This is a genomic window from Microvirga soli, assembly GCF_016734765.1.
GTDB lineage: Bacteria > Pseudomonadota > Alphaproteobacteria > Rhizobiales > Beijerinckiaceae > Microvirga > Microvirga soli.
The window spans coordinates 1-13,060 of sequence record NZ_JAERQE010000081.1 but is presented as its reverse complement, the minus strand read 5'-3'; the positions used below and the strand labels follow the sequence as shown (position 1 = coordinate 13,060).

At 60.0% G+C, this 13,060-nt stretch carries 17 protein-coding genes; 6 read left to right on the top strand and 11 right to left on the bottom strand.

From position 1 onward, the window contains the following. Positions 1-151 precede the first annotated feature (151 nt). From JKL45_RS27920 to JKL45_RS27895, 6 genes are read right to left on the bottom strand one after another with little or no spacing between them, the layout of a single operon-like run. Positions 152-466, bottom strand: a complete 315-nt coding sequence (locus JKL45_RS27920) for a YciI family protein (protein ID WP_201865056.1) — start codon at positions 464-466, stop codon at positions 152-154. A gap of 5 nt (positions 467-471) precedes the next feature. Next, positions 472-1,338, bottom strand: a complete 867-nt coding sequence (locus JKL45_RS27915; protein ID WP_201865055.1) for a class III extradiol dioxygenase family protein — start codon at positions 1,336-1,338, stop codon at positions 472-474. After that, positions 1,338-1,691 carry an extradiol ring-cleavage dioxygenase gene (locus JKL45_RS27910; RefSeq protein WP_201865054.1) on the bottom strand — a complete coding sequence of 118 codons (354 nt, stop codon included), beginning with the start codon at positions 1,689-1,691 and terminating at the stop codon, positions 1,338-1,340. Before JKL45_RS27910 ends, JKL45_RS27915 begins: the two co-directional genes overlap by 1 nt. 4 nt (positions 1,692-1,695) lie before the next feature. Continuing rightward, a complete protein-coding gene (locus JKL45_RS27905) occupies positions 1,696-2,451 on the bottom strand; it encodes an alpha/beta fold hydrolase (protein WP_201865053.1) in 756 nt (251 codons plus the stop codon). Positions 2,452-2,502: 51 nt separating this feature from the next. Then, a complete protein-coding gene (locus JKL45_RS27900; protein WP_201865052.1) occupies positions 2,503-3,489 on the bottom strand; it encodes a Bug family tripartite tricarboxylate transporter substrate binding protein in 987 nt (328 codons plus the stop codon). Positions 3,490-3,520: 31 nt separating this feature from the next. Then, positions 3,521-4,399, bottom strand: coding sequence for an amidohydrolase family protein (locus JKL45_RS27895; protein WP_201865051.1), 879 nt, complete (start codon positions 4,397-4,399; stop codon positions 3,521-3,523). A 135-nt stretch (positions 4,400-4,534) separates the two neighbouring features. Here JKL45_RS27895 and JKL45_RS27890 point away from each other — a divergent pair, with 135 nt between their 5' ends. From JKL45_RS27890 to JKL45_RS27870, 5 genes are all read left to right on the top strand, one after another. Then, complete coding sequence (locus tag JKL45_RS27890; RefSeq protein ID WP_201865050.1) at positions 4,535-5,488, top strand: LysR family transcriptional regulator; 954 nt, start codon at positions 4,535-4,537, stop codon at positions 5,486-5,488. 105 nt (positions 5,489-5,593) lie between these two features. Further along, on the top strand, positions 5,594-6,682 hold the full coding sequence (locus tag JKL45_RS27885; RefSeq protein WP_201865049.1) for a 4-oxalomesaconate tautomerase: 1,089 nt from the start codon (positions 5,594-5,596) through the stop codon (positions 6,680-6,682). A gap of 30 nt (positions 6,683-6,712) precedes the next feature. After that, complete coding sequence (locus JKL45_RS27880) at positions 6,713-7,435, top strand: PIG-L deacetylase family protein (RefSeq protein WP_201865048.1); 723 nt, start codon at positions 6,713-6,715, stop codon at positions 7,433-7,435. Continuing rightward, positions 7,432-8,124: a 4-carboxy-4-hydroxy-2-oxoadipate aldolase/oxaloacetate decarboxylase gene (locus JKL45_RS27875; RefSeq protein ID WP_201865047.1), complete on the top strand. Its 693-nt coding sequence runs from the start codon at positions 7,432-7,434 to the stop codon at positions 8,122-8,124. Before JKL45_RS27880 ends, JKL45_RS27875 begins: the two co-directional genes overlap by 4 nt. Positions 8,125-8,163: 39 nt before the next feature. Beyond that, positions 8,164-8,994 (top strand): DUF1932 domain-containing protein, encoded by an 831-nt coding sequence (locus tag JKL45_RS27870; protein ID WP_201865046.1) that lies wholly within the window; start codon positions 8,164-8,166, stop codon positions 8,992-8,994. Between the two features lie 63 nt (positions 8,995-9,057). Here JKL45_RS27870 and JKL45_RS27865 read toward each other — a convergent pair whose 3' ends face one another. From JKL45_RS27865 to JKL45_RS27845, 5 genes are all read right to left on the bottom strand, one after another. Further along, positions 9,058-9,789 (bottom strand): LuxR C-terminal-related transcriptional regulator, encoded by a 732-nt coding sequence (locus JKL45_RS27865; RefSeq protein WP_201865045.1) that lies wholly within the window; start codon positions 9,787-9,789, stop codon positions 9,058-9,060. Positions 9,790-9,845: 56 nt separating this feature from the next. Continuing rightward, complete coding sequence (locus tag JKL45_RS27860) at positions 9,846-10,202, bottom strand: DUF1236 domain-containing protein (protein ID WP_201865044.1); 357 nt, start codon at positions 10,200-10,202, stop codon at positions 9,846-9,848. Between the two features lie 106 nt (positions 10,203-10,308). Continuing rightward, positions 10,309-10,968, bottom strand: a complete 660-nt coding sequence (locus JKL45_RS27855) for a hypothetical protein (RefSeq protein WP_201865043.1) — start codon at positions 10,966-10,968, stop codon at positions 10,309-10,311. A 120-nt stretch (positions 10,969-11,088) separates the two neighbouring features. Next, the gene (locus JKL45_RS27850) at positions 11,089-11,580 is read right to left on the bottom strand and encodes an RNA polymerase sigma factor (RefSeq protein WP_201865042.1); all 492 of its coding nucleotides are present in this window, start codon (positions 11,578-11,580) and stop codon (positions 11,089-11,091) included. A gap of 170 nt (positions 11,581-11,750) precedes the next feature. Continuing rightward, positions 11,751-12,158: a DUF1236 domain-containing protein gene (locus JKL45_RS27845; protein WP_201865041.1), complete on the bottom strand. Its 408-nt coding sequence runs from the start codon at positions 12,156-12,158 to the stop codon at positions 11,751-11,753. A gap of 424 nt (positions 12,159-12,582) precedes the next feature. Between JKL45_RS27845 and JKL45_RS27840 the strand changes: the two genes are divergently transcribed. Further along, positions 12,583-13,060, top strand: a 478-nt coding sequence (locus tag JKL45_RS27840; RefSeq protein ID WP_201865040.1) for a hypothetical protein, incomplete at its 3' end; no start/stop codon positions are given.

The window sequence follows — 13,060 nt, the reverse complement described above, 5'->3', positions numbered from 1 at the left end:
CACCGTCTCCTGCGCCAAGGCCGCCCCGCTCAAGGCCAGCGTCATGGCCACAGCACCCGCAGCCCCCAGGAATGTTCTTCGATTCATTTGCTTCCTCCTAATGATTGTTGTGATCTGGGCTCTTGGACGACCCGATTCCCTGGTTCAGCTCCTACTGTGTCATGGGATCGATCCGATGGGCTTGGAAGCGCGATGCCAGAGCCGTGATCTCGATTGATTCGATGAGACCCGCACGAGCGAATGGATCGGTCTCAGCGAATGCCTGAGCGGCCTCCCGCGTAGGAGCCTCAAGGATCCCGAAATTGCCCAGCGGCGTCTCAGCATCGTCCTCCGTCAGAGCGCTGCCGATCAGCACCCGGGCGAGGCCGCCCCCGCCTGTGGCAATGTGCTGGCGATGCGCGTCCCTGTGCTGCGCGCGCAGTTCTAGCATGCCGGGCTTGTGGCGGCAGATCATGAGCCAGTACATGCCCCTTACGCCGCTACGGCCGGAGAAGCCGTTGCGGCGTTCTCCATGACGATCATGCCAGCGCCCGTCATGGAAGCGGGAACGAAGTAGTGCTTGTGCTGGACAACCACGTCACGGTCCATAGCCCCGCGCATGACGAGCCACATCATCAACTCGGCCCCCTCGCTGCCGAACATCTCCACATATTGCTCCCGTGACATGTTCGCGAGCTTGTCGGGATCGGTGGCGATGTCATTCAGGAAAGCTCGGTCAGCCTCCGGGTTCACGAAACCCGCACGAGCCCCCTGAAGCTGGTGGGACAGTCCGCCCGTGCCGAGAACAACAAAACGTTCATCGCCCGGGTAGCTTTCGATGGCCTGACGCAGAACGCGCCCCATCTCGTAGCAGCGACTCGGAAGCGGGATAGGATATTGGATCACGTTGACGAAGATCGGCACCACCCGCACCGGCCACTCGACGGGGCGGCCCCAGAACAGCTCCATCGGCACCTGGATGCCATGATCCACCTCGATCTCCTGGCAGATCATCGGGTCGAAACGGTTCTCGATCAGGGTATCGATAAAGTGCCAGGAGAAATCGACTGCTCCCCTGAAGGGCGGAATAGCGCGTGGTCCCCACCCCTCATCGACCGGGCGGTATTCCTCGGCGCAACCCACCGCGAAGGTCGGCACCTTGTCGAGGAAGAAGGAATTGCCGTGGTCGTTGAAAATCACAATCGCCACGTCGGGCTTGTGCTCCTTCACCCAACCCTGCCCGGGAATGTATCCGTCGAAGAATGGCTTCCAATCCGGCGTGTCGCGCAAGCCTTTGTCGATCGCTGCGCCGATCGAGGGAACATGGGATGTCCCCAATCCTCCAATGAGCTTCGCCATTATACTTTCTTCCCTAAACGGTTGCGCAGAAAATCATCGTGCTCCATGCCCGCCTGATGGGCGCCGATCTCTGTGATGCGGACCGGGTCGACGGCGGAGATCTTGAGGATGAAGAACAGATTACCGCCGAGCCTCACCATCTCGCGCCAGTTGCGCGTCATGACGGCCTCCTTCTCCTCCGGCGTCAGGCCGAAGCGGTCGAGATAGGCGCCCTCATCCTGCTTGAAGGCCTCACGGTTCTCAGGCCTGCTCAGGCCCATCGCCATTTTGTTGATACGGTAGCCGCCAAGCGAACGTTTGCGGTCGAAGAGCGGCGTGTCGGGAATGCGGTCCTGCTCCGGCTTTTCTTCCATGATGTTAGCTCCCCATCGCTGCGGCGCCCTGCACGCTCGCAGGCTTGTTCTCAAGGCCCAGCCAGCGTAACAGGGCGTTGGACACTTGCTCGGGCTGCTCGAGCAGGGTCATGTGGCCGCTGTCTTCAATCACCACGAGTTCCGCATTCGGAATCCGAGCGGCCATCTCCTCGTGCTGCGCAAGTGGGCTCCACCGATCCTGTCGTCCAACCATGACCAGAGTCGGGCAGGTGATGGCCGCAAGACGGGGCACTAGGTTCGGGCGGTTCAGGAGCGCTTGAATCTGCCGCTGGTGCTGCTCGGGCGTTGCCCGCGTCACCATGGCTTTCATGGGAGCCAACAGAGTCTGATCGTCGACCCTGTCCGCATGGACCATGGGTGGGAGCCATCGGTCTGCAAGGGCTTCCATGCCATCGGCATAGGCCAGATCCACCAGAACCTGCCGCTTGGCTTCCTCACCGTCCCGACGGGAGTCGATCCCCGTGTCGATCAATGCCAGCTTCTTGATCCGCTCGGGCGCAAGATGCACCATTTCCATGGCAACCCGGGCACCCATGGAATGGCCGACGGCTATGATCGGCCCCTCCACCATCGCCAGCGCCGAACAAGCCATGGCTTCCAGTGAATTGTGCTGGGAGAAATCAGCGGCGAGTACATGGGCATGGGGTCGCAGAGCTTCCATCTGCGACGCCCAGACGGTGGCGTCGCACAGGAGCCCCGGCAGAAGAAGGATCGTCGGTCGTTCGTTCTTTGCCGTCATGGCTACGCTCCACAGACCGTAACTGGCTGAACCGTGATCAATGCCTTGTCCTCACTGTTTCGGAATGCCAGCCTTCTCGATAACAGCCCGCCATTTCTCGATGTCGGACCGGAGCCGCTCCGTCAGCTCAGCGGGTGTTTCGCCGCGTGCCTCGATTCCAAGCTCCAGCAGACGCGACTTGATCTCCTGGGTCGCCAGGATCTCTTTCAGGGTGGCGTTCAGCTTCTGGACGATCGGCTCCGGCGTTCCCTTAGGCGCGAAGAGAGCATTCCAGGATGTGACATCGAAGCCTGAAATGCCCGCCTCCTGAACGGTCGGCACATCAGGCATCGCGGCTGAGCGACGTGGTCCGGAAGTGGCAAGCGCCCGCACCTGCTGGCCTTCCAGCGCCGACTTCAGCGCCGCCTGCGAGTCGATCAGGAGATGCGCATCATTCCGGATCAGCGACACGATGGCATCCGGCGTGTTGCGGTACGGGACGTGGCGAAAGTCGACTCCTGCCTCGCCTTTGAACAGGACCGAGGTGAGATGCTGAGTGCTGCCGACCGCAATGGTCGCAACGTTCAGCTCACCGGGCTTGTTTTTGGCAGTCTGGATGAGATCCTTGAAACTTTTGTACTCGGAGTTCGCATTTACCACGAACAGAAAGTCGAAGGTGCCAAGCGTCGAGATCGGGACGAAATCGTTCAGCGGGTCGAAGGGAAGGTTGGCAAAGAGCGGCACGCTCACGGCCGTTCCGTTCGTGAGCATCGTTAGGGTTTGCCCGTCAGGCGCGCTTGACAGGGCCGCGCGAGCAGCCGTGATGCCGCCGGCGCCCGGCATGTTCTCGACGATGAAGCGCTGCCCCATCTTCTCGCTGAGCTTCTCCGCGACGATCCGGATGGTCACATCGGCCACGCCACCGGCGCCGAACGGCACGATGATCTTGACCGGACGTGTCGGGTAATCTGCCTGCGCTGACGCAGGCCCGACGAGGGTTAGCCCTGCGGCCATTGCCAACCCCAGCAGCATGGATCGTCTGGTGGCCGTTGCGAACATACGCGCGTATCTCCCTAATCTCGATCTTGTTTCATTGTCCGAAGCGGAACAGGCGCGTCGGGTTTTCGACGAGAAGCTTCTGCCGCATGCCGGGATCCGGCGCGTAGAGCGGCACAAGGTCCACCAGATCGCCGTCATCAGGCATCACGGGCACGTTCGGATGGGGCCAATCTGTGCCCCACAGAACGCGGTCTGGGGCGGCCTCGACCAACGCGCGCCCGAAACGAGCTACATCGTGGAACGGCGGCCCTTCGCGTGAGATGCGCTCCGGACAGGAGACCTTCACCCAGCACTTTTCATCATCCCGCAGGAGATCGAGCAGTGCCGTGAAACCCGGCTGCTCAAGTCCCTGGCTCGCATCGACCACACCCATATGGTCGATCACGTAAGGCACTGGCAGGCGCATCATCCGAGGCCGGAATTCGGGGATGAGGGCCGCTGGGAGATAGAGATCGACATGCCAGCCCAAACCTGCAATGCGCTCGACGACCTTATCGAAGGCGCTCATGTCAGGCATCTTGCCCAGCCGCGGCAGGAAGGTGAACCGGCATCCCTCGATCCCGGCTTCAGCGAGATCCCTCAATTGTTGGTCGGCGAATGTCTCATCGACATTGGCGATGCCTTTGTACCGACCCCCGCTCTGCGCAATGGCATCCGTGACGACCCGGTTGTCGCGTCCATGGGGCGTGGCATTGACGATGACCGCCCGCTCGACCCCGAGACGGTCGTGGAGGGCGCGAAACATCTCCAGCGGCGCATCAGGCGGCGTGTAGGGCCGCTCGGGTACATAAGGGTAGAGGTGGTTGGGTCCGAAGATGTGGCAATGCGTGTCGCAGCTTCCGGGCGGAAGCCTGAACGAGGGCGCCCGCGGGTCGGGATGCGGCGGCGGGATCGTAGGCACTGACGTCATTCGTCGGATCAGCCCTCATCATGAGATTGATGCATTCCAAGAAAGGCGACAGGGGCGCAATGAAGCAAATGGTTTGTTTTTACTGATTGATGAATATACTTCATATATAGCTGTAGCCCTTGTTCTGGAGCCTCCATGCGTATCGACTTCTTGGGCCTCCACGCCTTCGTGGCCATCGCGGAACGTGGCAGCTTCCAGTTGGCGGCGGCGCATCTCAACCTGTCGCAGACGGCGCTCAGCCACAGGATCCGCAAGCTGGAGGAGGACCTGGGAGTGAAGCTCCTGTCTCGGACCACGCGGGAAGTGTCGCTCACCCAGGCTGGCCTCAACCTGCTGCCGAAGGTAAAAAGCACGATTGAAAGCCTGTCGGTCTCCCTGGATGCCCTCCGTGACGAGGGACGCAGCCGTCAGGAGACGTTGTCCATCGGGTGCCTGCCCACCATCGCGTCCGGCCGCCTGCCTTCGGCGCTGCGCCTCTTCCAGGAACAGCACCCCGACGTGGTGCTGCGGATCTACGACAATTCCGCCACCGAGATCAGCAACCTGGTTCAGGAGGGCACCATCGCCTTCGGGATCACCCTGGTGGCAGCCCATCGATGGGATTTCGACATCGAGATGCTGATCAAGGATCCCTTCACCCTGGTCTGCCCCGACGATCACCCCTTGGCCTCCCAATCCGCCGTGAGCTGGGCGGATCTGACGGAGGAGCCCCTCATCAGGATCAGTCCACAGACAGGGAACCGCATGATCATCGACGACGCCCTGGGAAGCCGCCGGGAAGGCCTGACCTGGCGTTTCGAGGTTCAGCATATTCAAACTGCCGTCGCCTTGGTCAAGGCTGGTGTCGCGCTGACCGTGATCCCCAGCCGAGCTTTCGATTCCGTCGACGAGCGCGGCCTTAGGCTTGTACCTCTGCGCAATCCCAGCATCACCCGCCAGCTCGGCATTGTTTCGCGGCGAGGCACTCCCCTCTCGCCGCTGGCTGACGAGCTCCGCAAGATCATCGTCGAAGTCTTCACCGGCGAAGAGAGCACTCCGCAGAAGCGCGCAGTCAAGAAACCTACGTCCGGCGTGAAAAAAATTCATTAAAAGCCATAAACAAACCATTTGCTGCATAAAGCACCCTGATGCACCCTCCCCGCATCTCATTCATCGCATCAGGGGAGAAGGACCATTCAACCTCGCATTCCTTGCATGATCCTTCGGGGCGGCACATCAAAAGGCGCCTATTTCCTGGCTGACGATCTTCCATCTGATCCAGCACGCCGCGATGCGCTGCTTCTGTCGGTCATGGGCTCGCCGGATCCGCGCCAGATCGACGGTATCGGCGGCGCACATCCGCTGACGAGCAAGATCGCCATCGTGTCAAAGTCCAAGCGCTCTGATTGTGACATCGATTTTCTGTTCGGCCAGGTTGGCATCGACAAGGCAAAGGTGGATGTCACTCCCAATTGCGGCAATATCCTCGCGGGCGTTGCACCCTTCGCTATTGAGCGTGGTCTCGTGAAGGCCATTGATCCCATGACCCGGGTTCGGGTGCATACGGTCAATACAGGAACGATCGCTGAGCTGACGGTGCAGACCCGCGATGGTCACGTGATCTATGGCGGCGACGCCCGTATCGACGGCGTGCCGGGCACCGCCGCGCCCATCGCCGTCGAATTCCTCGATGCTGCCGGCTCCGTCTGTGGCTCACTGCTACCCACAGGGAACGTGGTGGATCGCGTCGCCGGCGTGGACGTGACCCTGATCGACAACGGCATGCCGGTTGTCGTGCTCGAAGCCTCCGCCGTCGGGAGGACCGGATACGAACCGCGTGATGTGCTCGACAAGGATACGGAGCTGAAGGCGCGCCTGGAGGAAATTCGTCTCGAGGCCGGCAAGCTCATGGGTCTTGGCGACGTCTCTTCGAAGGTCGTGCCGAAGATGGCGTTGGTGGCGCCTCCTGTCACAGGCGGACATGTCTGCACGCGAAGCTTCATTCCGCACGAATGCCACGCTTCCATCGGGGTCTTTGCCGCTGTGACGGTGGCAACGGCCTGCGTACTACCGGGTTCCCCCGCATCGCGGGTGGCTCAGATCCCGCCGGGACGCGAAAAGACCCTCTCGGTCGAGCATCCGACGGGTGAGTTCAGCGTCGTGATCGAGGTGGGCGGGACTGAGGAGAGCCCTGTCGTCGAGAAAGCAGGCCTGCTTCGCACCGCGCGCTTGCTCTTCGAGGGTCATGTTTTCGCGCATGAGTCACTTGCATTGCCCTCCGAAGCCGGACGCGACGCCGCTTAGATTGTTGCAACACACCCTTTCGAGGACTCTATGACTGCTGGAAAAACCGGACTTGTCGTCACCGCCCATCCTGGCGATTTCGTATGGCGCGCAGGCGGCGCCATCGCGCTACACGCGAAGAAGGGCTATCGCATGAAGATCGTCTGCCTCTCGTTCGGCGAGCGCGGCGAGAGCCAATGGGCTTGGAAGAAGGGCGACATCTCGCTGGCCGAGGTCAAGGCGCAGCGGCGCGAGGAGGCGGAGCGCGCCGCCGAGACGCTTGGCGCCGAGATCGAATTCTTCGATGCGGGCGACTACCCGCTCCACACCAGCCCGGAGATGCTGGAGCGCTTGGTCGACATCTATCGCGAGCTCAAGCCATCCTTTGTGCTCACCCACTCTCTGGAGGATCCCTACAACGTGGATCATCCAGAGGCGACGCGTTTTGCGCAGGAAGCGCGCATCATCGCCCAGGCGGCCGGGCACAAGCCGAACCCTAATCTCGCCTACAATGCGCCGCCGGTGTTCCTGTTCGAGCCACATCAGCCCGAGCAGTGCAACTACAAGCCCAGTGTGATCCTCAACATCGATGACGTCTGGGAGACCAAGCGCAGGGCCTTCGAGATACTGGCCGCGCAGAAGCACCTGTGGGAATACTACACCCGCGTGGCTCTGAACCGGGGCATGCAGGGTGGGCGCAACTCCGGACGCGCCATGACCTATGGCGAAGCGTATCAGCGCATCTTCCCCCAAATCGTCGAGGAGCTCGCATGAAGCCCGTGGTTGTCACAAACACCCCGCGCATCGACCAGAAGATTGTCGACCGGGTCGCGGAACTCGGCGTCGCGACTGCCCACGAGGCTATGGGCCGCTCAGGGCTCATGAAGCCCTATATGCGACCGATCTGGCCGGGAGCCCAGGTCGCCGGCAGCGCCGTGACCGTGCTGGCGCAGCCGGGCGACAACTGGATGATCCATGTGGCCGTCGAGCAGTGCAAGCCGGGCGACATCCTGGTTGTCGGGGTCACCACCGACAATACGGACGGCATGTTTGGCGATCTGCTGGCAACATCCCTCAAGGCTCGTGGTGTGGTAGGCCTCATCATCGATGCCGGCGTGCGTGACGTGAAAACCCTGACGGAAATGAGCTTCCCCGTATGGTCGCGCGCCGTCTCGGCCAAGGGAACGGTGAAGGCGACCCTTGGCTCCGTCAACGTTCCCGTGGTTTGCGCAGGCGCCCTGGTGAAGCCCGGCGACGTGGTTGTCGCCGATGACGACGGGGTTCTTGTGGTGCCGCGGCGGGAAGCGGAAGCGGTGGCAGCCGCCGGTGAGGCGCGCGTCGCCAACGAAGGCTCCAAGCGTGAGCAGCTCGCCTCCGGCGTTCCCGGTCTCGACCTCTACAAGATGCGCGAACCGTTGGAGAAGGCGGGCCTGGTGTATGTCGAATACAAAGATGAAGAGTAAGGGCGAAGCCCTTCTCATACCGGAGGATGGTGGGAACACATGAGCCTTGAGATCGCCTTCATCGGTTATGGAGAAGTTGGGCAACTCTTCTCACGTCAGCTTGCGGCCAAGCCAGGCGTGCGCGTGACCGTTTACGACATTCTTTTCGACGGCCCAAACCGCGGCTCCGAGCTGAAGCAGCGAGCGTCAGATGACGGGGTTCATGCCGCGGGCGGCACGTCCGAAGCCTGTGCAATGGCCGAAATCGTCATCTCGGCTGTCACGGCGGATGCTGCTGTTCCTGCAGCCCGACAGGCTGCGCCCTACCTGAAGCCACACCAGACTTATATCGATCTGAATTCAGTTTCTCCTGCCACGAAGCGGAACGTGGCCGATCAGGTTCGGCAGGGAGGCACGAATTTCATTGAGTTTGCCGTCATGGCGCCGGTGAGTGGCGTCGGAATCGAAGTTCCCATCCTGAGCGGTGGCGAGATGGCCGAGGCGATTTCAGCCCGGCTCAACGAACTCGGGATGAAGATCACGCCTGTCAGCTCTGAGATCGGAACGGCCTCGGCCACGAAGCTGTGCCGCAGCATCGTCATCAAGGGCATGGAGGCGCTCATGGTAGACTTCACATTGGCCTCCGAAAAGGCTGGCGTCATGCCGGCCGTAATGGCAAGCCTGAAGGCATCCTATCCGGGAATGGATTGGGAAAATGTCGCGAAGGTGATGATGTCTCGGGTTGAGCAGCACGGCATTCGGCGTGCTGCGGAGATGCGTGAGGCGAGCCGCATGATTGCAGAGTTGGGGCTTGATGGATCATTGGCCGCAGCCATCGCTGAAAGGCACGAGAGTTTCGCCAAGTCCACGATACCGCCAAAAGTTGAATGAACCGGAGGCGGGGATCTGAAGAGCCCCCTCCTGTATCAAAACCTCTCAGCTGACTATATGCGCTTAGGCCTCTGCATCCGTCGAGACATGACGTGTCGCCCAAAGCGCAGCCTGGGTCCGATTACAGGCGCCGATCTTCTTCAGGATCGCCTTGACATGAACTTTCACCGTCGACTCCGACAGGTTCAGCCTACGGGCAATAACCTTATTTGGAGCTCCCTCCCTCAGGTACTCCAAGATCTGCGCCTCTCGCACCGATAGCTTTCGACCTGACAATCGGTAAGCTTCACCTTTTTCGGAGTTCTCAGCGGGCGAAAGTGCGGCAAGATCCGCGTTAGGTCCAGTCATTGACAGGACGAAGGCTGAAGGAAGAACGATCTCGCCGAGCATGACAAGCTCAAGAGACCTGATGAGAATCTCGCGTTGGCTGTTGGAGAGGCAAAAACCGTGTGCTCCGGCCTTCCAGGCTGCGGATACCAGATCGGCTTCGAACATTTCCGCCAAGATCACAATCCTCGCATCAGGAAAGCGTGTCTTTATCCGGTTGATGACATTGACAGTCTCATCTCTGTAGCTCTGACCATCGATGATGAAGAGAACAGCCTCCCCATCCGGAGCTTCCGGAAGGACTGACACATCGTCAACGGCTTCGTGCCAGACTTGAAATCTTCCGCCGGAGAGAACCGTTTCCAAGCCTATGCGCAACAATGGATTGCCGCAGACCGGAAACACCGTCGTTGAGGGCTCCTCCTGCTGAAGGACTCGCCGACCTTCTATCAAACTGTGCAATGACATGAATGAACTCGTCGCTATTTGTGAACAGGGCTGCCTTCACCCATCAAAACTCGGCACTAACGAACGACGTAGACGATCCTGCGCGAGGTTGCGTCCACGATGACCCGGTGCTCATTCATGACTGCGTAGCGATAGGTCTCGTGGCGCGGGATCGGATGAAGATCGACTTCCTCAGGCAGGGTCTCCCCAATCAGGGCACCTCGGCTGAAGTGTGAGGCCAAGGTTGTATTCGCCTGTGAATCTTCCCTGACAGGCGTGGTTACTGCAATGTTGCGCGCAGCCTCAACCGAGGCGTTTTGCTGGCTCACAGGCACGGGAGGTCCAGCTTGATGAATTGCATTCGGCGCCGTGGTGGGTGTTGCAACAGCTCCCACGGAGAACACGGCAATGGCCAGATGATACGCGGCTCGCATGGTTACCCTCTATCACTAGCGTACTAGGACAGAGAACGGATCGAGCGAGAGGTTTATTCCGGCCTTTTACGAAAAAGGGCATACCTCGTACGAGGTAGGTTGAGGATTAGCGAGATGCCTCAATCAGGGCCTTGGCTTCCGCCTCACCTTCAAGCGGGTTCCCGGCGCCAAGATTGCCGAGATACGCATCCATCAAGTTACCGCCTGAGCTTGGCACATACTCGGCGCTCTTCGTAGGCTCTGTCAAAGCGAAGGTTACGTTCCACTCATCACTTCGGCAGGCAACCGCGTTGGTTGCGGCGGAAGGAGACTGAAGCTTGAACTCCCGACATACAGAGCCGTTCTGAAGTCGATAAGTCGAGATCACCCTCAGTCGCCCGACCGGAAGCTCTGCCTCACGGCCAGACTCAAGACGGCTGAGTTCCCTCAAAACAAGAGGATCTTCCAGAGTTGCCAGGCGACCTGCTTCCGGCTGCAATTGCCACCCTGCGAAAAAGCCTGTGGCAACGGCAACAGCCGCAAAGGAAGCGGCCAAGGCCATCTTCATAGGATACGCCATCCTTGGCCATAGCCGCTTGGGCTCTGTCAGTTGTGGTCTCTCATCAGCTTTGCTCGCGGCCTCATAAGCCTCGATCTGCGCTGAGATCGCTGCGCGGAGTTTGATTGGAACATCAGGGGCAAGATTGCTGGCGAAGACTGAGCGTGTCAGGCGGCGGCTCTGCTGAAAGTCGACAACCTTCCTTGCGACTGCTGGATCCTGTGCCATAACTCTCGCGACAGCTGCTGCGACGGGCTCCTCGAGCTCTCCGTCCGCAAAAGCCATCAGGATTTCATCGGTAAGATGTAGCTCCGACATCTTTCTACCCCACTCTCATCTCTTGTGCTCTCAGGCAGCCGCCGTCAGTTCAACCAATCGCTTCCTGGCCCGAGCCAGACGGCTCATGACGGTTCCAACGGGAACGTTCAACACCTCTGCGGCCTCCCGGTAGGTGAGATCCTCTCCGCACACCAGAGCAAGCACTTCGCGCTGTTCCTGCGGCAGACCTTCGATTGCCCGCTGAACCTCCGCCAAGGCGATCTTGCTCATGATCGGCCCCTCGCCTGGATCGCCAATCAGCTGTGTCTGCGTTTCCACGTCTTCCATCATGCCTTCGGTTCTCATTCGTCTCAGGTGATCGATCCAATAGTTGCGGAGAATTCGGAACATCCATGCATCGAAGCGCGTGCCTGGGGTCCAGCTGTCCGCCTTGGCCAGGGCGCGTTCGCAGGCCCCTTGAACAAGATCATCCGCAAGAGGTTGCGAGCGGCACAGCACCAGCGCAAAGCGTCGGAGCCTTGGCAGAAGCGCCACGAGTTCCTGTCCTATGGCTGTTGCCATTCCTGCTCCGCGTGACCTGATAGAACCATAACGGGAAAGCTAGTCGTTTTATTCCAACCTCAAGAGGGGCAACTTTGCCGAGGTGGGAAGCAAGACGCTCGTTTGGCAAACAAAAATGGAAAAGGGCGGCCCGAAGGCCGCCCCAAACTCAATACAAAGGCTGCTGATCGTTAGCGGATGACCTGAACGATCTTGCGGGTGCCCGGCTCGACGAGCACAGGAGTGTTGTTCACCACGGTATAGCGGTAGCCCTTCACCTTGTACTGGGCCGGAACCTCATAGAAGGTCACACCGGACTCAGGCAGGGTCGCGCCGACACGCACCTCTTCCTTATAGGTATAGGACGGCACGCTCTGCGTGGTCACATACTGGCGGAATTCCGGCTGCTGCTGGTCGGCAATGCCGCCGACGATCGCACCCGTGACGCCGCCCACGGCAGCACCGACAGGCCCGCCGACAATGGCGCCGCCGACAGCGCCCGTGGCTGCACCCGCGGCTGCACCACCGGACTGCGCAAAGGCCGCAGCCGGGGCAAGAGAAGCGAGAACGACGCTGGCAAGAAGGATCTTCTTCGACATGATCTGACTCCTGAATAATGCTTCGGGATTTGCACCCGGCAACCGATAACGCATTTTCCTCAAAGTAGTTTCCAAGCAGTCATTGCAAATATTCAACTTTCTGAGCCGACGGTCTTGATGAACGCGGGATGAACATGACTGCTCGCTAATATTCATCATAGACGTTGGCAAAGTGGGGCCGGCAAATGAAATGTACATATTCTTATATTCACGCAATTCTTCTCTCTAAGCTTATTAATTCATTCGATAACTCATGAATGCATGCAACTTACAATTCATGCAACTTACTGGATTAATCGACAGCCCAGGGGCCTTGAGCGAATATGAAACAAGCTGCTGCCTTGACCGTTATCTGATGTTCATTGGGCTCTCAGAGCCCTCTGCGGGAACATGGGCCCTCTCGCGTCACAGTTGGCGAGCCGGAATGATGACATCGAAACCACGCTCTCTGCTGGTACTGGCTTCCTGTCTTGCCATTGCCTGTCCGACCACGATCCAATTTGAGATTGGACAGGGTCTCAGCTTAGCTCTCACCGACGTTCCTGTTATGGCCAAGCCTGGCGATGGTGGAGGCAACGGCAATGGCGGGAACGGCAACGGTAACGGTGGTAATGGCGGCGGGAATGGAGGAGGCAGGGGGGATGGCGGGGCTCCTGGAAACTCTGGCAGTGCCGGCGACCGAGGTAACGGCGGGAATTCGGGCGATCACGGGAACAGTGGCAACGCAGGTGGTCAAGGAGGCTCAGGCAACAACGGCAACGGCAGTTCAAATGGCAATGTCGGAAGCTCCGGAAGCTCTTCTGGAAACAGCAACTCCTCCGGCAACGGCAACGGCAACGGCAACGGCAACGGCAACGGCAACGGCAACGGCAACGGCAACGGCAACGGCAACGGCAACGGCA